This window comes from Nesterenkonia alkaliphila (genome assembly GCF_009758175.1).
Lineage (GTDB): Bacteria > Actinomycetota > Actinomycetes > Actinomycetales > Micrococcaceae > Nesterenkonia > Nesterenkonia alkaliphila.
The window spans coordinates 16,066-33,649 of sequence record NZ_WRPM01000088.1; the positions used below are offsets into that span (position 1 = coordinate 16,066).

16 protein-coding genes are annotated in these 17,584 nt (G+C 65.1%); 7 read left to right on the forward strand and 9 right to left on the reverse strand.

Features of this window, described 5'->3' with window-relative positions:
* Window positions 1-29 precede the first annotated feature (29 nt).
* Window positions 30-1,331, reverse strand: a complete 1,302-nt coding sequence (locus GNZ21_RS12120; protein ID WP_188503647.1) for an MFS transporter — start codon at window positions 1,329-1,331, stop codon at window positions 30-32.
* A gap of 221 nt (window positions 1,332-1,552) precedes the next feature.
* On the opposite strand from GNZ21_RS12120, the gene GNZ21_RS12125 reads away from it, so the two are divergent.
* A complete protein-coding gene (locus tag GNZ21_RS12125; RefSeq protein ID WP_157324706.1) occupies window positions 1,553-2,635 on the forward strand; it encodes a hypothetical protein in 1,083 nt (360 codons plus the stop codon).
* 138 nt (window positions 2,636-2,773) lie between these two features.
* On the opposite strand, the gene aroB is transcribed toward GNZ21_RS12125, so the two are convergent.
* From aroB to GNZ21_RS12155, 6 genes are all read right to left on the reverse strand, one after another.
* Window positions 2,774-3,934, reverse strand: a complete 1,161-nt coding sequence (aroB, locus tag GNZ21_RS12130; RefSeq protein WP_157324708.1) for a 3-dehydroquinate synthase — start codon at window positions 3,932-3,934, stop codon at window positions 2,774-2,776.
* On the reverse strand, window positions 3,931-4,464 hold the full coding sequence (locus tag GNZ21_RS12135; RefSeq protein WP_157324711.1) for a shikimate kinase: 534 nt from the start codon (window positions 4,462-4,464) through the stop codon (window positions 3,931-3,933). The genes aroB and GNZ21_RS12135 overlap by 4 nt, the downstream gene beginning before the upstream one ends.
* On the reverse strand, window positions 4,464-5,711 hold the full coding sequence (gene aroC / locus GNZ21_RS12140; RefSeq protein ID WP_157324714.1) for a chorismate synthase: 1,248 nt from the start codon (window positions 5,709-5,711) through the stop codon (window positions 4,464-4,466). The genes GNZ21_RS12135 and aroC overlap by 1 nt, the downstream gene beginning before the upstream one ends.
* Before the next feature lie 5 nt (window positions 5,712-5,716).
* Window positions 5,717-6,652: a shikimate dehydrogenase gene (locus GNZ21_RS12145; protein WP_157324716.1), complete on the reverse strand. Its 936-nt coding sequence runs from the start codon at window positions 6,650-6,652 to the stop codon at window positions 5,717-5,719.
* Entirely contained in the window at window positions 6,649-8,700 is a 2,052-nt protein-coding gene (locus GNZ21_RS16210) for an endolytic transglycosylase MltG (protein ID WP_157324718.1), read from the reverse strand. Before GNZ21_RS16210 ends, GNZ21_RS12145 begins: the two co-directional genes overlap by 4 nt.
* Before the next feature lie 91 nt (window positions 8,701-8,791).
* A complete protein-coding gene (locus tag GNZ21_RS12155) occupies window positions 8,792-10,081 on the reverse strand; it encodes a DUF349 domain-containing protein (RefSeq protein ID WP_188503648.1) in 1,290 nt (429 codons plus the stop codon).
* Window positions 10,082-10,168: 87 nt separating this feature from the next.
* Here GNZ21_RS12155 and hisS point away from each other — a divergent pair, with 87 nt between their 5' ends.
* Both hisS and aspS read left to right on the forward strand, forming a co-directional pair.
* Window positions 10,169-11,518: a histidine--tRNA ligase gene (gene hisS / locus GNZ21_RS12160; protein ID WP_157324723.1), complete on the forward strand. Its 1,350-nt coding sequence runs from the start codon at window positions 10,169-10,171 to the stop codon at window positions 11,516-11,518.
* Window positions 11,519-11,531: 13 nt separating this feature from the next.
* Entirely contained in the window at window positions 11,532-13,316 is a 1,785-nt protein-coding gene (aspS, locus tag GNZ21_RS12165) for an aspartate--tRNA ligase (protein ID WP_188503649.1), read from the forward strand.
* 152 nt (window positions 13,317-13,468) lie between these two features.
* Here the strand turns inward: aspS and GNZ21_RS12170 are convergent, their stop codons facing one another.
* Window positions 13,469-13,831, reverse strand: a complete 363-nt coding sequence (locus GNZ21_RS12170) for a VOC family protein (protein ID WP_198346022.1) — start codon at window positions 13,829-13,831, stop codon at window positions 13,469-13,471.
* A gap of 105 nt (window positions 13,832-13,936) precedes the next feature.
* Between GNZ21_RS12170 and GNZ21_RS12175 the strand changes: the two genes are divergently transcribed.
* Window positions 13,937-14,935, forward strand: a complete 999-nt coding sequence (locus GNZ21_RS12175; RefSeq protein ID WP_157324730.1) for a helix-turn-helix transcriptional regulator — start codon at window positions 13,937-13,939, stop codon at window positions 14,933-14,935.
* Between the two features lie 75 nt (window positions 14,936-15,010).
* On the opposite strand, the gene GNZ21_RS12180 is transcribed toward GNZ21_RS12175, so the two are convergent.
* Complete coding sequence (locus GNZ21_RS12180) at window positions 15,011-15,766, reverse strand: class I SAM-dependent methyltransferase (protein WP_157324732.1); 756 nt, start codon at window positions 15,764-15,766, stop codon at window positions 15,011-15,013.
* Between the two features lie 226 nt (window positions 15,767-15,992).
* On the opposite strand from GNZ21_RS12180, the gene GNZ21_RS12185 reads away from it, so the two are divergent.
* The 3 genes from GNZ21_RS12185 (at window position 15,993) to GNZ21_RS12195 (ending at window position 17,584) form a co-directional block, all read left to right on the forward strand.
* Window positions 15,993-16,667, forward strand: coding sequence for a DUF4287 domain-containing protein (locus GNZ21_RS12185; protein ID WP_157324734.1), 675 nt, complete (start codon window positions 15,993-15,995; stop codon window positions 16,665-16,667).
* Between the two features lie 104 nt (window positions 16,668-16,771).
* Window positions 16,772-17,359: a DUF998 domain-containing protein gene (locus GNZ21_RS12190; protein ID WP_157324735.1), complete on the forward strand. Its 588-nt coding sequence runs from the start codon at window positions 16,772-16,774 to the stop codon at window positions 17,357-17,359.
* Window positions 17,360-17,401: 42 nt separating this feature from the next.
* A complete protein-coding gene (locus tag GNZ21_RS12195) occupies window positions 17,402-17,584 on the forward strand; it encodes a hypothetical protein (RefSeq protein ID WP_157324736.1) in 183 nt (60 codons plus the stop codon).

Consider the following 17,584-nt stretch of genomic DNA (forward strand, 5'->3'; position numbering starts at 1 on the left):
TCCTACCTGGTGCCGGGCTCAGTCCAGTCCTAGGGGACCGGATTCCGGGAGTCATACCGGAGGAATCCGGGCAGCCACCGGATGAGCAGGGCGGCGATGAGGGCGCAGGCGATGCCTCCCACGATCATGACCCAGTGCTCGCCGATGGCCTCTCCCACCGAGCCGGAGACCATATCGCCCACCCTGGGGCCGCCGGCGACCACCACGATGAAGACGCCCTGCAGCCGGCCGCGCAGATGATCCGGCGTGGCCGACTGCAGAATGGTTGAGCGGAAGATCATCGCCACTGAGTCTGCGCTGCCGGCCAGCAGCAGGAAGATCGCAGCGGGCCATACCCACCAGGTCAGCGAGCCGCCCTCGGGTAGCGGGTCTCGGGAGGCCAGGAGTACGACGACGCCGAAGCCGCTGACAGCCAGCCCATAGCTCACCACGGCCCAGAAGGTGGCTGCCCCGTGCCGGTTCATCCGCGTCAGCGGTCCGCTGAAGACCCCGGTGAAGAAGGCACCTGCGGCCATGGCGGCCATCAGGATGCCCACGGTCAGTTCCCCGCCACCGATCATCAGGGCACCGATGGCCGGCAGAACCGCCCGGGGCGCGGCCATCACCATGGCGTTGATATCCAGCAGGAAGGTCATCCGCACGTTCTTCCGGGTCGAGAGGAACTGGAAGCCCTCCAGGACGGATCGCAGCCCGACCCGGCGGCTGCGTTTGGGGTCCAGCTCCCCCGCTGATCCGGGCGGCAGCGCGGGCAGCAGCCACAGCGCCCAGAGCGCGGCCAGGAAGGTGACGACTTCGATGGTGTAGGTCCAGGCGTAGCCCACGGTGAGGACCAGGGTCCCGGCCAGCAGCGGGCCGGCCATCATGGCGATGGAGGCGGTGAGCATATTCAGCGCATTGGCTGCCGGTAGCAGCTCCCGGCCCACCAGGGCAGGGATGATCGCGCTTCTGGTGGGCTGATTAACGCCCTGGGCTGCCGAGTGGAGGGCCACCAGCAGGTAGAGCACCCATACATTGCCCAGATCCAGCCAGGCTTGGGCGGCGATCCCGGCTGCCGAGAGCCATAGGGCCAGCCCGGAGATCAGGGCCACCTTCCGCCGGTCGAAGTTGTCCGCGATCGCCCCACCGTATAGTCCAGCCGCAACCAGGGGCACCAGCGCGAAGAGTCCCACAAGTCCCACATAGAGGCTTGATGCGGTGAGCTCGTAGACCTGAAGGCTCACCGCAGTCAGGGTGACCTGGACTCCGACCGCGGAAATCGCATTGCCCAGCCAGAGCCGGCGGTATGCCGGAGAGACTCTCAGCGGGGTGAGATCAGCGAGCAGGCGGGACACCTGCGAAAGTCTAGCCCCACCGGCCCATCCCCCCGGCCTGCTCCGTCCACCCGTATTCTGTATGGCTTTGCGCTCTGCATAGGGTTATATCCCGATGCAGAGTGCAAAACCTCATGCAGGATGGTCCAAAGGTGAAGCTCCCTGGCAGACCTGGATCCAAGTTATCCACAGGCTTGTGGAAATTGTCTGCGGAAACCCTAATGTTCCGCCATCCTTATGTCATGGACACAACGCTAAGCCCGCTGGCCCGGGCCTCGGCTTTGCCGGACGGCAGCCACACAAGTACTGATTTCTCCCGGGCGGTGGCGCAGGGCCGCCTGTTGCGGCTGCGCCGCGGCGTGTACATCACGCCCCGATTCTGGCTGAATACTCAGCCTTCAGCGCGGTACCGCCTGATGCTTGCGGCCACCGCGCTGCAGCTGACCGATCCTCTGTTCTGCAAGGACTCTGCTCTGGAACTGCACGGACTCCCGCTGCTGAACCTTCCGAAGTCCGTCCACATCAGGGCACGCTCACCCGGTGGAGCGCGAACCACCCAACAAACGCCCATGACCGGCAGTCTCGCTGTCCCGGACTTCCTGAAGAAGGCCCGGAACACCGTGCACGACGAAGCGGAGGTCCCTGCCGTCGCACTGCGGGGCTTCCCCACTCAGCGGCACCGGCCATTGCCCGGCGGCAATAGTGAAACCACCAGGCTCGATCTTGAGCTCCCCACCGACCCTGATCAGGCGGTTGGGCCCTGCCCGATGAGCGTACTGGCGGAGAGTTTGGAGCTGGCGCTAGCAGACACAGTCCCGCGCATGCCCTTCGCTGGTGCTGTGATGGCGCTAGAAGCGGCACTGCGGGGCGGAGACAAGCGAGCCCCGGTCAACGCCGAGGCGCTAAAGAATCGTGCGAAGGCCATGCAGCTCGCCCAGCGCAAGCTCTATGCTGTGGAACGCCTGCTCAGCTTCGCCTCTCCCCTCTCTGAATCGCCGGGTGAGTCGCTCCTGCGGGTACGCCTTCATGAACTGGGCCTCCCTCAGCCACTGCAACAGGTGGTTGTACACGTGGATGGGCGCAGCTATCGGCTCGATTTTCTGTGGGAGGAGCCCAGAGTCGCCCTCGAGTTCGACGGCTGGATAAAGTACCGCCAGCAGAGAGCGACTTTCGATGAGCTTCACAAGCAGGAGAAGCTCCGGGAGGACGCTATCCGCAGTACCGGCTGCACAGTAATTCGCGTGTACTGGGAGGACCTGATGGAGCCTGGATTAGTCCGCCTCCGCAGCCTTCTGCAACGCCACCACATCCCTAGGGAAGGGTGAGATCCTGTCGAGGATCTCTGGATCGCCCGGGGTCCCTGGCCGCTCATCCGTCAAACCTCCACACACAACCTGTAGCGCTCTGCGCACTGCATAGGGTTATTTCCATACGCAGAGCGCAAAACCCTATGCGGCGCGGGCTCACAGGCTGATCGTGGGGCTGGCCGGCTCGGCGATCTCCTGATACGTGGCGAAGAGGATTGAAGGATCCGGGATCTCCACAGTGGCCGGTTTGCCGATCCCGGAGAGCAGCACGAACCGCAGCGTCTCCCCGCGATTCTTCTTGTCCCGGCGGATGCCCTCCAATAGCTGGTTCCACCGGTCATCGCGGTAGCTGACCGGCAGGCCCAAGCTGGTCAGCACCTCGCGGTGCCGGTCGGCATCCCCGTCGGAAAGTCTGCCGAGGCTGCGCGCCAGCTCAGCGGCGAAGATCATCCCCACCGAGACGGCCGCACCGTGGCGCCACTGGTACCGCTCCGCGTGCTCAATTGCATGCCCCAGGGTGTGCCCGTAGTTCAGCGATTCGCGCAGCCCGGCCTCGCGGACGTCCTGGCCCACCACTGAAGCTTTGACCCGGATGGCGCGCTCGATCAGCTCGCGCAGCTCTGCGGACTCGGGGGTCTGGGCAGCCTCCGGATTCTCCTCGATGATCTCCAGGATCCGCTCATCGGCGATGAACCCGCATTTGACCACCTCGGCCAGCCCGGCCACCAGCTCATTGCGGGGCAGGGTGGCCAGGGTGTCCAGGTCTGCCAGCACGCCTGCGGGCTGGTGGAAGCTGCCCACCAGGTTCTTGCCCTCTGCGGTGTTGATGCCGGTCTTACCGCCCACCGCGGCGTCGACCATACCCAACAGCGTAGTGGGCATATGCACCACCCGGATGCCGCGCAGCCAGGTGGCGGCGACGAACCCGGCCAGATCGGTGACTGCTCCCCCACCCACGGCGACCACGGCATCGGTGCGGGTGAAATCGTTCTGGCCCAGCACCTGCCAGCAGAAGGCAGCCACCTGGATGTGTTTGCCCTCCTCGGCGTCGGGGATCTCCGCAGTGACCGCCTGGTAGCCCGCCTTCTCGAGGTCCTCACGGACCACATCACCGGTTGCGCGCAGTGCCCGGGGGTGGATCACCAGGACCCGTTCTGCCTGGGCGCCTACCAGTTCGGGAAGCCTGGCCAGCAGACCATTACCCACGACGACGCCGTAGCCCAGTTCCGGACCGCCAGTACCGTTGCCCTGCCCTACTGTGATCACAGTGGGCTCGGCAGCTGCCGCAGCGCTGCCTTCTGATGCTGATTCACTCATACCTGTTCCGCACGTCCTTTCCGCATGGCCTCAACGATGGTATCGACTCTGTCTTCAATGCTTGCTTCCTCGGCGCTGACCACCAGGTCCGCCAGCTGCCGGTAGAGCGGCTCACGCTCTGCGTAGATCCGCTTCCAGCGCTCAATCGGCGGGTCATCTGTACCTTCGGTGAGCACCGGCCGGGTGGCGGCGTCGCCGATTCTCAGCTCAGCCTGGGCTGCGGTGACATCTAGCATCACCACAAAGTGCTCAGTCAGCAGGCTGCGGGTGGCGGCGGAAGTCACTGAGCCTCCGCCCAAGCTGATCACCGAGGGGCGTGGGGCATCCAGCAGCTCGGCCACTATCCGCTCCTCCTCAGCCCGGAAAGCCTGCTCGCCGTAAGTGGCGAAGTAGCGGGGAATGGGACCGTGGCGGGCGACGAAGAAATGATCGGTGTCCACATGGGGTCGGCTGAGCCTGCGGGCCAGAGCCGCGCCCACGCTGGACTTTCCGGACCCCATGGGGCCGATGAGCACTATATTGCTGGGCATCACGACTGCATGGCGGCCGGCGCCTGGAGGGGGTCGCCCCCATGGCCGGCAGCCTCCGGATCTGCCCCAAGCTCGGGCAGAGCCGCCAGGTAGGTGCTCAGGTTCCGCTGCACCTCGGCGAGGCTGTCCCCGCCGAACTTCTCCAGTACGGCCTGGGCGATCACCAGCTGGACCATGGCCTCAGCCACCACCCCGGCTGCAGGCACCGCGCAGACGTCGCTGCGCTGATGGTGGGCTGTGGTGGGCTCGCCACTGGCGAGGTCTACGGTGCGCAGCGCCCTGGGGACAGTGGCGATGGGCTTCATCGCCGCCCGGACCCGGATGCTGTCGCCGATGCTCATACCGCCTTCGATCCCTCCGGCCCGGTTGGTGCTGCGCCGGATGCTGCCGTCCTCAGCGAGTTCGATCTCATCATGGGCGGCGGTGCCGCGGCGGGCGGCGGTGCGGAACCCGTCGCCGACCTCGACTCCCTTGATGGCCTGGATGCCCATCAGCGCACCGGCCAGCCTGGAGTCGAGCCGACGGTCCCAGTGCACATAGCTGCCCAGCCCCGGGGGCACTCCGTCCACCACTACCTCGACCACCCCGCCGAGGGTCTCCCCTGCCTTATGGGCGGCGTCGACCTCGGCCACCATAGCCTCTGAGGTCTCGGCATGGTGGCAGCGCAGCGGGTCTGCGTCGAGGCTCTGCACATCCTCCGCCGAAGGCACGGGTGCCCCCTCGGGTACGCTCACGCTCCCCACGGCCACTGTGTGCGAGACAGTGTGGATGCCCAGGGCGCTCAGCAGCTGGTTGGCTGCAGTGCCCAGTGCCACCCGGGTGGCGGTCTCTCTGGCGGAAGCGCGCTCCAGCACGGGGCGGGCCTCGGCGAACCCATATTTTTGGATGCCGGTATAGTCGGCGTGGCCGGGCCGGGGCCGGGTCAGTGGGGCGTTGCGGGCCAGACCCTCCAGCTCCTCGGGGTCCACCGGGTCGGCAGCCATGACCTTCTCCCATTTGGGCCATTCTGTATTGGCGATCTCGATCGCCACGGGTCCGCCCATGGTTACACCGTGCCGAACGCCGCCCAGCAGCTGGACCTGGTCCTGCTCAAATTTCATGCGGGCGCCGCGCCCATAGCCGAGGCGGCGGCGAGCTAGGGCAGCCTGGACATCGGCGGTGGTCAGTTCGATCCCAGCGGGCAGGCCCTCAATGATTCCGACGAGGGCTTTGCCGTGGGACTCTCCAGAGGTGAGCCAACGAAGCATGGAGTTCATCCTAACGGTGATCCACCGCCGCCAGGCACCGGCAGTCCGATGGCTGCACGCATCCGGTCCACCATTGCCCCGTGATCCTCGAACGGCAACTTGTCGGCGGGGTTGGGAGTTCCGGTGGTGAAAAGCTCCACCTGTTTCACCGCTTGGTGCAGCAGCATGTCCAGGCCGCTGATCACCGTCCAATCCCGCTCGGCCCAGGCCTGGGCCAGTGCTGAGGGCCAGGGGTCATAGGCGACGTCGAGCAGGGCCGGGGCTACCGGACCGCCGGGGGGCAGCTGGCTGACCAGGGAGTCAGCTGCCCGCGGCGGCAGGGTGGAGACCACCACGTCGAGGAGATTGCCGTGCAGGTCCTCGCCCAGCTGGTCCAATCGCCGGATGATCAGGGGTAGGCCGAGCTGTTCTGCCAGGGGCGCGGCGGCAGCGGCCTTCTCCGGGGAGCGGGCGTAGACCCGGGCTTCGGCGAAGTTCAGTTCCGCAGCGGCAGCCAGCGCAGCGGCCGCGGTTCCCCCCGCCCCGAGCACTGCGAAGACTCCGGCGGCGGGTTCGTCCCGGGTCACGCCCTGTTCTCGCAGGGCATTGGTGATCCCGTCCACATCGGTGTTCTCACCGTGCAGAGTGCGGCCGCCCTGCTCGTCTTCGGCGACCACCACAGTGTTGAGCACTCCCAGCAGATCCACCCGGCGAGACACTGTTGTCATATGAGGCAGCATCGCCGCTTTCAGCGGCATCGTCACCGACCATCCGGCCCAGCCTGGCTCAGCTCCCTCTCCGGAGAGGAAGCCGGTCAGGGCGGACTCGGGCACTTCGATCCTTGTGTAGCTGAGGTCAACCCCCAGATGTTGATAGGCGGCGGAATGCAACTGGGGCGACTTGGAGTGGCTGATCGGTGACCCGAGCACAGCGGCTCTCAGGTGCGCCGCCCGGCGGCTCATTCCTCGAGCTCCTCCTCGGCAGCCTGCTCATCGGCGGGGCTGCAGGCGCCTGGATTGTCCTCACAGAACTGATTGAAGACTGCCACATCTTCCAGATGTTCGTCATGAGTCCGATTGAACTCGGTCTCGCCGGTGTTCGGGTTAACCGTGACCCAGTAGAAGTAGTCCGTATCTGCAGGGTTCGCGGCGGCGCGGATGGTGTCCCAGATCGGTGTTCCGATCGGACCCGGCGGCAGCCCCGGGTGCACATAGGTGTTGTACTCGTTGTCCTCATCGAGCCGATCCTCATCCGAGAAGTGCAGGTCCCCGGTGCGACCGCTGCCGTAGTGGACCGCGGCATCGATCTGAAGCAGCCCGCCGATGCCGTCATGGTCAGGATTGTTGATGCGGTTCTGGATAGCCCCCGCCATAATCCGGTAGTCCTCATACCGTTCATCGCGGGTGCGCTCTTCGGGATCGTAGTTATTATTCGCCTCGGCGGTGATCAGCGAGGCCACGATGATGGTCTCCCACTGCTCATCAGGGTCCGTGACTCCATTCTCCTCGAGGACCCGGAACGTGGAGGAGATCAGTTCCTGCAGGACCTCCTCAGCAGTTGCCTCGTATTCGAAGAAGTGGTCGCCGCCCGCGAGGAAACCTTCCAGGCTCTCTGCTTGCTCCGGCAGGCCGAACTGTTGGGGATCCTCGGCGAGCTCCTGAAGCTCTTCAACAGTGATATCGAGCTCCTGGACCCCTGCAATCAGCTCGAACACCTCGTCCTGACGCGATCCCAGCGGAACGCTGAAGGTCGCTTGGCCTTCCCGCTGGGCGAAGATCACCTCCACCGCCTCGGCCGCCGGCATCTGCTCGCGCAGAGGGTAGGTGCCGTCATGATGCACCGCACCCGGCTCCAGGTCCGCCAGAGCCTGCTGGAAAGCCTCCGGGCTGGCGACGATGCCCTCGTCCACCAGGCGCTGCTGCACTGACGCCAACCCCTCGTCCGGGTAGATCTCGAACTCCACGCTCTCGCCGGCCACCTGGTCGTAGTCGGCGACCTCCCCCTGTTCGAAGATGCCCTGGAGGAATGTGACCAGCCAGAACATCACACCGCCGAAGACCAGCACCACGATGCCCAAGGTGATGTTCCGGCGGCGACGCTTGGCCTTGCGCTGTCTTAGCAGGTTGCGGTTCACGCGCCCCTCCATCGGAGCGACAGTCTGGTATCCGCGCCCGTATCCGGAGGCACCCACCAGTACGGGGGTGCCGTCTTCGTCATACTCGTGCTCCTGGTACTCCTCGTCCCAGTCCTCCGCCTGATAGCCGTGGAAGTCCTCGTACTCGGGGGGCTCCTCGGTGGGGTGGATCTGATCCGATTCCGGGGAGGCGGCTGAATGTGGGGCCACCACATGTTCAAAGGGCGTGGCGGGGGAAATGGCAGAGGGCACCGGTGATGGCTCTGCGGCAGCTGGTGTCTCAGCCAGCCCAGTATGCCCGAACTGTCCGGGAGATTCCTGCGGCTGCTGCGGCGCCGCGGGGACCTGTTGCGGCTGAGCGGGCACGGCCTGCGTCTGGGGACTCGCAGCATCAGGTGGGGTCTGAGCTGGCGGCTGGACGGGGGGCACCGCTTGGTTCTGTTGGGTCTGCAGCCTGCGCCGTTCCCGGCGGGAGACGAACCCCTGCTCAGCCGAGGCGGAGGAGGCTGCGGAAGGGGCTGATGTGCTCCGCTGGCGGGGTGCGGGTCTGGCTGGGGCGGGGCTCTGGGCCGAGCTGCTCTGTCCGGAATTGCTCTGGACCGGCTGCTGGCGCGGCCGGCGGCTACGCCGCTGGTCCTTGGGTGTGGATGTCTCTTGGTCGAACAGGGCAGGAGACTCATCCTGCTCCACCGCAGGCTGCGCCTGCGGCTCGGTGCCGCGGCGCCCGCTGGAGGTGGTGTCTGCGGTGGAGGAGCTGCTCAGCCGGCGTACGGCGGACTCGCGCTCCCGCTGTGCGGCGCGTTCCCGTTCGCGTGCTTCGCGAATCTCCCGGCGGCGGCGCCGGGACCCCGCCTCCGGGGGCTGTTCATCGCTCACGCAGTTCCTCGCTGGGCAGATAGACGACAGGACGAGCCACAAATAGACATACGTCTATCCATAGACCTAACGATTGTAATCTATCCGTTATTCAGCTCGAGGTGAGCATCTGCAGCCAGCTCCAGCGCGCCGCTAATGCTTCCTCGGCCTCGCGGATGCGCTTATCGTTTCCGCTGGACTGCGCTTCGGCCAGCTCCGCCTCCAGGCCGGCAATGGTGTCCTGCAGCTGAGCAATCATCTCCGACTGGCGGTCATTGCGCGCCGACTCACGCGGACTGCGAGCCGCTCCTTCCGCCTCCCGGAAAGCGTCTTGAACTTCACCAATTGCCTTTTCCATACGCTTAACATCGCCGCGGGGAACTTTCCCGGCGTTGTCCCACTCGTCAAGCAGCTTGAAGTATCGGTCGCGGACAGCGGCTGGTTTGGTGAAGGGCATCAGGTCATGGAGTTTGCCGAGGATCTCCTCCTTCTTCTTGAGATTCTCGGCGTACTCGGCATCAATTTTGGCGTTGGCGGCGTCACGCGCTGAGAAGAATACGTCCTGGGCGGCACGGAATCGCTTCCACTGGGCGTCCTCAGCTTTGCGGGGTCCTCTGCCCAGGGCTTTCCACTGGTCCATCAGACGGTGGTAGGCCTTGGTGGTAGGGCCGTAATCAGTGGAGCTGGAGAGCTTCTCGGCCTCAGCGATGAGCTCCTCCTTTGCCCGCTTGATCTCAGTTGCTTCCTTATCGCGGCGAACGAAGAAGGCCTTGCGGCTGCGTTCGAAGCTGCTGCGTGCGTCCCGGAACCTCTTCCACAGCGGATCCTCCTGAGCCTTGGACAGCCTCGGCGGGGTGCGCTGTTCAACCTTCCACTGCTCAAACAGCTCATTGAGCTGCTCCTGGGCCGACTTCCAATGGGTATTCTCGGGATCCCCGGCGGCCAGGGCCTCAGCGGCGGCGACAATCTCCTCCCGCTTGGCGATCTTGGCCTCAACGGCAGCCTGCTGCTGCTTGTCCTCTTCGGCGGCGATCGCCCCGATGCCCTTCTCGACTTCGGTCAGCAGCCCGCGAAGGCCCTGCACATCGCCGAGCCAGACTCCGGCCTCCAGCTCTTTGACCAGCTGCTCACGGCTGGAGCGTAGATGGGCCGCAGAGTCGGCTTGGGTGGCTACTCGGGCGGCCAGCAGCAGCACGCGGTTGTAGAGGTCGTCGAACTTCCGCACGAAGTACTGCAGGGCCTGGTCCTGGTCCCCGGCAGAGTATTGGCCGATATAGACTTCTTCGCCACCCTCTTCGGCGGGCAGCGCGTAGACATGACCCTCTTCATCGACCCGGGCACGGTCCCGAATCTCTTCCAGCGGGGTCTTGTGATAGTTCGGCTTGACTGCAGCAGGACTCATGCTCACAAGCCTACCGCGAGCTCCGCCCATGCCGCGTATGATGGTGTGGTTTGGCAGAGCCCACCTGGTAAGGAGCGTTGAGCATCTATGGCGAGAACCGCCTCTCTCTCCGGCTATCTCGAGCTGCTTCCGGCCGAGCGGCTGGTGGAGCTGCATCTGCTGGACACTCTGCGCGAAGTCTTCGAGGCCCACGGCTACTCCAATCTGGAGACTCGTGCGGTGGAGACGGTGGATACCCTGCTGCAGAAGGGCGAGATCGATAAAGAGATCTACGCGATCTCCAGGATCCATGACGACGACGCCGCCAAGGAGGCCAAACTGGCACTCCGGTTCGACAACACCGTGCCTTTTGCCCGGTATGTCACCGAGAACGCTGGGCACTTGGCGTTCCCCTACCGCCGCTACCAGATCCAGAAGGTCTGGCGGGGCGAGCGGCCCCAGGCCGGACGGTTCCGGGAATTCACCCAGGCCGATATCGACATTGTGGGCGAGGGCGCGCTGAGCACCCGCGCCGACGTGGAGATCGCTGTGGTGATGGCCAAAGCACTCCAAACCCTGCAGATCGGCGAGTTCACCCTGCGGGTCAACAGCCGCAAGCTCTCAGAGGGGTTCTACCAGGCCATCGGCCTGACTGAGACCGCTGCGGTGCTGCGCGCGGTGGACAAGCTGGAGAAGATCGGCCCAGACCGAGTGGCTCGGGAGCTCAGCGAAACTGCCGGCGCCACGGAGGAGCAGGCGCGGCAGGCGCTGAGCCTAGCCCAGATTCGCACTGCTGATACCAGCTTCGCCAGCCAGGTACGTGAGCTGCTCCCCGCTGATGCTGCTGGCGCAGAGCTCCTGGAGGAGGGGCTTGCTGAGCTGACTGAGGTGGTCGATGAGCTCAATGCGCGGGTGCCCGGCCGAGCTGAGGCCGATCTGTCCATCGCCCGCGGCCTGGACTACTACACCGGCACCGTCATCGAGACAGTGTTGCGGGGGCACGAGGAGCTGGGTTCCATCTGCTCCGGCGGCCGCTATGAGTCGCTGGCCACCAAGGGCAAGCGGAGCTTTCCCGGCGTCGGACTCTCCATTGGTGTGACCCGGCTGCTGTCCGCCTTGGTCGACTCTGGTGAGCTGGGGGCTTCGCGCACTGTGCCCACTGCGGTGTACGTGACCCTGCGCGCGGATGAGGACTGGGCCGCGGCGCAGGATGTGGCCGATCAGCTGCGCGCCCGCGGCATCAGCGCCGAGGTTGCCTTCAGTGCGGAGAAGTTCGGCAAGCAGATCAAGTACGCCGATAAGCGCGGGATCCCGTTCGTATGGTTCACTGACGGCGATGGCGGCCATGAGGTCAAGGACATCCGCTCCGGTGAGCAGACCGCGGCGGATCCGGCCAGCTGGAGTCCTCCGGCGGAGGACCTCACCCCACAGATCATTCACAAGACCGCTGAAGGCTAAAGGAGTCACCCACGTGCTGCGCACCCACACCACCGGCCAGATCAACGCCGAGCTGATCGGCCAGACCGTCACCCTCACCGGATGGGTTGCCCGGCGCCGGGACCATGGCGGAGTGGCCTTCCTGGATCTGCGTGATGCCTCCGGAATCGCCCAGGTGGTGGTCCGCGATGAGGCGGACTTCGGCCCGCTGCGCAATGAGTGGGTGCTGAAGGTCACCGGTACGGTGGAGCGCCGCCCGGAGGGCAATGAGAACCCCAACCTGGCCTCGGGTGAGGTGGAGATCATCGTGGATGAGCTCGAGGTACTCAACAAGGCCGAGGCGCTGCCCTTCCAAATTGATGAGCATGTGGAGGTCGGTGAGGAGGCGCGGCTGCGCCATCGATATCTGGATCTGCGCCGTGAGGGCCCCCGGAACGCAATCCGACTGCGCTCGGAGGCCAACCGGGTAGCCCGCGAGGTGCTGCACGGCGAGGGTTTCACCGAGGTGGAGACCCCCACGCTGACCCGCTCCACCCCGGAAGGTGCGCGTGACTTCCTGGTGCCGGCACGCCTGGCACCCGGATCTTGGTATGCACTGCCGCAGTCACCTCAGCTGTTCAAGCAGCTGCTGCAGGTCGGCGGAGTGGAGAAGTACTACCAGATCGCCCGCTGTTATCGGGATGAGGACTTCCGCGCTGACCGGCAGCCGGAGTTCACTCAGTTGGACATTGAGGCTTCCTTCGTGGAGCAGGAGGACATCATCGCTCTGGTGGAGGAGCTTGTCCGCCGTCTCTGGAAGCTCATCGACGTTGAGATCGAGACCCCCATCCCGCGCATCACCTACCGGGAGGCGATGCGCCGCTTCGGCACCGATAAGCCCGATCTGCGCTTCGGCCTGGAGCTCACCGAGCTCACCGAGTACTTCAAGGAGACTCCTTTCCGGGTGTTCCAGGCCCCGTATGTGGGTGCCGTGGTGATGCCCGGTGGCGCCGACCAGCCCCGCCGCACCCTGGACGCCTGGCAGGAGTGGGCCAAACAGCGCGGCGCCAAAGGTCTGGCCTATGTGCTGATTCAGGAGGACGGCCAGCTCGGCGGGCCGGTGGCCAAGAACCTCTCGGAGACTGAGAAGGCGGGCCTCGCTGATGCGGTGGGCGCAGAGCCTGGTGACTGCATCTTCTTCGCCGCCGGGGAGGTCTCCCCCTCCCGGGCGCTGCTCGGCGCGGCCCGCAATGAGATCGCGCAGCGAATCGGACTCATCGAGGAGGGCAGCTGGTCCTTCGCCTGGGTGGTGGATGCCCCAATGTTCGAATCCGCCGATGAGGCTAAAGCCGCCGGCGATGTGGCTGTGGGTTCTGGCAGCTGGACTGCCGTGCACCACGCGTTCACTGCGCCGAAGCCCGAGTTTGCAGACACCTTTGACACTGAGCCCGGGGAGGCACTCGCCTATGCCTACGACCTGGTCTGCAACGGCAACGAGATCGGCGGCGGCTCCATCCGTATCCATCGCCAGGACATGCAGGAGCGAGTTTTCAAGGTGATGGGGATCTCCGAGGACGAGGCCCGGGAGAAGTTCGGGTTCCTGCTGGATGCGTTCAAGTACGGCGCTCCCCCGCATGGTGGTTTCGCTTTTGGTTGGGACCGCACCGTGGCGTTTTTGGCCGGTGAGGAGTCGATCCGTGAGGTCATCGCATTCCCTAAGACCGGCGGCGGGTATGACCCGCTGACCGCCGCACCTGCCCCGATCACCGCCCAGCAGCGCAAGGAAGCTGGTGTCGATTCCAAGCCCGAGCCGAAGGAGAAGAAGGTCAGCACAGGCTGACCCGCAGGCTCTCAGCGCTCCTCGTCCCCCCCAGGTCATTGACCTGGGGGGACGGCCCCGGACCCCGTCGATACCCGCGGAGGATTCATCGTCGACGGGGTAGACCCAATCGGGAGAAGCAGTGCAGTCACGGTCTCGTCAAGGCAGGTGACTCAGTCCTCTGGGGCTACACGCAGTCGGTTTCCGTCCGGATCAGCAGCCACAAAGGTCCGCCCGAAGACAGCATCATGGGGCGGCTCAAGGATCTCGATGCCTTTCTCGAGGAATTCACGGTATACGGCCTCGATGGCCGACGGCCCCTCATCCAGGGTGATGCACAACTCTGTGGTGGCGGTCTGCGTGGCGGCCACAGGCAAAGGCGTGTGCTCATCCGGCCCGCTCCACAATGCCAGTTGGTGACCGTCGTCCAGCACGAAACTCACAAAGTACGGGGTATCGAAGGCGGGTTCACGGTCGAACAGCTTGCGATAAAACTGCGTCGAAGCGGCGGTGTTGCGGACGTAGAGAATCGTCATGTCTGGGGTTTTCATTAGTAACCTTTCCGTTGTCTCTTGGGGACATGAGCAACGCTAAGCAGATAAGGTGACAGAAACTGACCAGTTTGGAGAGATGATGCTGACGTGACTCCGGACCGGCTATTTCTGCTGCTGCGGCTCTTGGAACAGAGCCCCACGACGACGGCAGCTGTCTTGGCGTCCCAACTAGGCGTCTCGGTGCGCACTCTCCGCCGTGATCTGCAGTGGTTGAGCGAAGCTGGGTATCCCGTGCTCACCAGACCCGGTAAATATGGCGGGGTGACCTGGGTGCCGGGCAGTTTCTATGATCTCAGCAGGCTCAGCCCCCAGGAGCAGGAGAGCATGTCAGTGCTGGGGCTGGACGCCTCCCAGCGGAAAGCCGCCGGGTTGGACGTGACTATTGACCGCGCCATGGAGAAGTTGGGTCAGTCTGTGCGGCGGACCCCGCAGACTCTTCGCGACGCATATGAAATACCGCTGAGGAACCTTGTGGTGACCGACCATCAACCCTGGTTCGCCAGCCGGCAGGATCCTGATATCGGTACCGCTCCGGCCGCGTTACTGGACGACTTGCGCGCCGGATCGAGACTGCGTGTGCTTTATCGCCGCTCCCAGCAGGGGGTTGCTAGATGGCGCACTGTGGATCCCTATGGACTCTTCGCGAAATCTGGGCGCTGGTACCTCGTGGCCGATCAGTCAGGGGAACCGCGTCTCTTCGCGCTCACCAGGGTACAGCGTTGGGAGGCATTGGAGTCCCGCCGCCGTCTGCGGCCCGGGATCCGCCTGGAGGATCTGGCCCATCAGCTAGTCCGCCAGTGGGAACAGTACGGGGCACTCAGAGTGCAGCTTCTGCTGGCACCACACCAGGTGGAGCGTGCCCACCGGCTGCTCGGCTCACGGTTGGTGCCGCCGTTAGAGGATGCTGAGCACGGTATCGACGACGGCGCATTGGAGTGGGTGAGGTTGGACTATCACTATCAGGATCTCGAAGAAGTCCGAGGCCTGCTGCCGTTCGGCCCCGACCTGCTGATCATCTCACCAGCGGAGGCTAAGCAACGGCTGCGTGATCTGGCAGAAGAGACGGCGTCGCTGTACAGCGACTGACCTCGGCACCTCGTTCGGAGCCTGGCTCCGCCAGGCCGCGATGACTGAAAGCTTGCCCGGACCGCGCTCCTAGTCTCACCCGCGTTCAGCCTCGATGAGGTGACGCGTGGAGTGGGCGACGAACGCGCCGTGTTCGCGGATATGCGTATCCATTGCTCTGAGCTTCTCCCTGAAGCGCTCAGCCGTGAATCCAGGAACCCACCAGGGACATTTCCGCAGGGTCCAGACGACGGCGCCCACGTCGTAGAACTCCATGCGGCAGCGGGCGGTGCGGAGGTCACGGATCCTCAACCCGGCAGACTCCGCCTCCGCTCTTTCCAGCTCGGGATGCCGGCGTCGTCGTATGTGGTCCGGCTGAGGGCCGAGGAAGAACTCGGTGAGCTCGAAAGCCGACTCGGGCCCGACGTGCTGGGCAAAGTACCGTCCGCCAGGCCCGAGCACCCGGGCCACTTCGCCCCAGGGAGGATCCACCGGGTGCCGACTGGTTACCAGCTCAAAACTGGCATCGGGGATCGGCAGCGGGCCGCCCGGCGCAGCCTCAACCACTTCGACCCCACGCGGCTCCAGGCGCTCACGGGCCAGCTGAAGATTGGCCGGCCACCCCTCGGTGGCCACCATCCGGGCGGGGAGCACCGGCACTTCGCTCAGCACCTCTCCCCCGCCGGTATCCAGGTCAAGCGCGGAGCTGACCTTGGCCAGCCGCTCGCTGAGCAGCCAGGCATACCCCCAGGGTGGGCGTTCCTCGGTGGCTCGCCCCTCCAGCCAGCTGAAGCCCCAGCCGCTGACATCTGCCAGCTCCGCCTCGGCAACCAGCTGCTCGAAATCCCGCATAAGCAGCATTCTTCCACCTGAAGACTCTTGAGTATGATGGCCTTGGCGATGCGCCTCGCCGAACCTCCTGCACCTGATACTCGCGCTATCAGGGGCCGCTGCCGCGGCGGAGGCAAAGGGGACCATAAGTGCTCGGCGTGCGGAATGACCGGACACCCGTTGATCGACAGGTGCACGTGCTCCGGGCGCGAGCCGTTGACGCGCGCCTGAAGAGACGGAGAAACCGATGACCGCACAAGAATCACTGAAGAAGATCCGGGCACGGATGGTCAAAACCGGGGAGCGCTACACGGCTGCTCGAGCCGCCCTTCTTGCCGCGCCCGAGCCCATACCGAACGGATCCGACTGGGTTTCGGCTCCCCCGCACAGTGACACCGTCATCCGTGAGAACACCGGCCACAGCTGGAACGAGTGGGTCGCGCTCATCGACGCCGGCCCGGGCCGGGAAGCCGGGCACACCGCCATTGCCGCCTGGGTCGTGGCGGAGCACGGGGTCGGCGGCTGGTGGGCCCAGGGCGTCACTGTCGGGTACGAACGGATTACCGGGTTGCGGCTTCCTGGTCAGATGCCGGACGGAACCTTCACTGTCTCCAAGACCAAGAAGCTGGATTTGGACAGCACCGAGTTCCGGGAGCTGCTCAACAACGACGCCGCCCGCGCAGACCTTCTGCCCGGTCTCACCTCGGCAGCCCGCTCCAAGCCGGGCACCAAAGCGCCCAGGTTCGCCATCGCTGACGCTGTCTCAGGTGAGGACCTCGGCATCCTGCAGTTCCGGGTCGAGTCTGCATCCTCAGGGGCCAAGCTCGTAGTCACCCATGAGAAGCTCCCAGATATTCAGAGCGCTGAGGTTTGGAAGCAGTACTGGGCTGACTGGCTCGAGGACCTAGCTGCCGGGGGCTGAATGCCTCTGCCATGACTATCGGCACTTCTGCTCGGTAACCGGCGGTGGTCAGACTGGACTGAGCGGTTCAGCGCGTGAACCGGCCGGAGCCGAGGGGGAAGAAGATGCTGCTGTGGGTCGGAGTCGGTGGTGCACTGCTGTTTCCTGCGGTGTTCCTCCTGGACGGGTGGCTGCGGAACGGCTATTCCTCACTGCGCCATACGGTGAGCGCATTGGCCACCGGCTCCCGGAGCTGGCTGCAGACCTGCAATTTCATCCTCTGCGGCACCGCGGTTGCTCTCGGGGCGGCCGGCCTGGCTTTCTCCGGGTTCTTTCTTTTCGCGGCAGCGGTGGGGGTCTTTGGTCTGGGTCTGGTGCTCTCCGGGATCTTCCCAATGGATCCGATGCGCGGCTATCCCCCCGGAACTGACCAGAAGGACCCGGACGAGTTCTCCACTGCGCATCGGCTGCATGATATCGCCGGGGCGGTGGTGTTCTTAGTGATGCCTGCTATGCCTGCCGTGGTCTTCTTCACCGGCGAGTCCTGGCCTACCCGACTCACCGCGGCCGCAGTAGCGGTCGGGCTCATCGCAGGTGTCGCCGGCTTCACCAGGGCATGGGAGAAGGACGGTGCCCTCACCGGCCTGGTGCAGAAGCTGACCCTGACTCTGGCCTGCCTGTGGCTGGCTGCGAGCTTCGCCCTGGCTGCTTAGAGCTGTGCGGTCTGCTTCGCTGGGTCTCGGTAGTCTTGGCCTATGAGCGATCAGGTGGTCTCAGCAGTGCTGGCGTTCCTTACCGGCAGCGTACTCGCGGTGGTGCTGTTTGTGCCCTTCGTCTTCGTCAACTACGGGCGGCACGGAAAGCTCAGCGGGACCAGACTCACCGATGAGGTCACCTATGCAGCCACGGAGCAGAACCGGGTGGGGACCGGCGCGTAA

What these genes read in the sequence shown, in the direction of transcription:
- GNZ21_RS12195 (WP_157324736.1), top strand. Translation starts at nt 17,402, where the DNA reads ATGAGCGATCAGGTGGTCTCAGCAGTGCTGGCGTTCCTTACCGGCAGC.
- aroB (WP_157324708.1), bottom strand. Translation starts at nt 3,934, where the DNA reads ATGAGTGAATCAGCATCAGAAGGCAGCGCTGCGGCAGCTGCCGAGCCC.
- GNZ21_RS12145 (WP_157324716.1), bottom strand. Translation starts at nt 6,652, where the DNA reads ATGAGCCGCCGGGCGGCGCACCTGAGAGCCGCTGTGCTCGGGTCACCG.
- GNZ21_RS12190 (WP_157324735.1), top strand. Translation starts at nt 16,772, where the DNA reads ATGCTGCTGTGGGTCGGAGTCGGTGGTGCACTGCTGTTTCCTGCGGTG.
- GNZ21_RS12135 (WP_157324711.1), bottom strand. Translation starts at nt 4,464, where the DNA reads ATGCCCAGCAATATAGTGCTCATCGGCCCCATGGGGTCCGGAAAGTCC.
- GNZ21_RS12185 (WP_157324734.1), top strand. Translation starts at nt 15,993, where the DNA reads ATGACCGCACAAGAATCACTGAAGAAGATCCGGGCACGGATGGTCAAA.
- hisS (WP_157324723.1), top strand. Translation starts at nt 10,169, where the DNA reads ATGGCGAGAACCGCCTCTCTCTCCGGCTATCTCGAGCTGCTTCCGGCC.
- GNZ21_RS12125 (WP_157324706.1), top strand. Translation starts at nt 1,553, where the DNA reads ATGGACACAACGCTAAGCCCGCTGGCCCGGGCCTCGGCTTTGCCGGAC.
- aroC (WP_157324714.1), bottom strand. Translation starts at nt 5,711, where the DNA reads ATGCTTCGTTGGCTCACCTCTGGAGAGTCCCACGGCAAAGCCCTCGTC.
- GNZ21_RS12180 (WP_157324732.1), bottom strand. Translation starts at nt 15,766, where the DNA reads ATGCGGGATTTCGAGCAGCTGGTTGCCGAGGCGGAGCTGGCAGATGTC.
- GNZ21_RS12170 (WP_198346022.1), bottom strand. Translation starts at nt 13,831, where the DNA reads ATGACGATTCTCTACGTCCGCAACACCGCCGCTTCGACGCAGTTTTAT.
- GNZ21_RS12155 (WP_188503648.1), bottom strand. Translation starts at nt 10,081, where the DNA reads ATGAGTCCTGCTGCAGTCAAGCCGAACTATCACAAGACCCCGCTGGAA.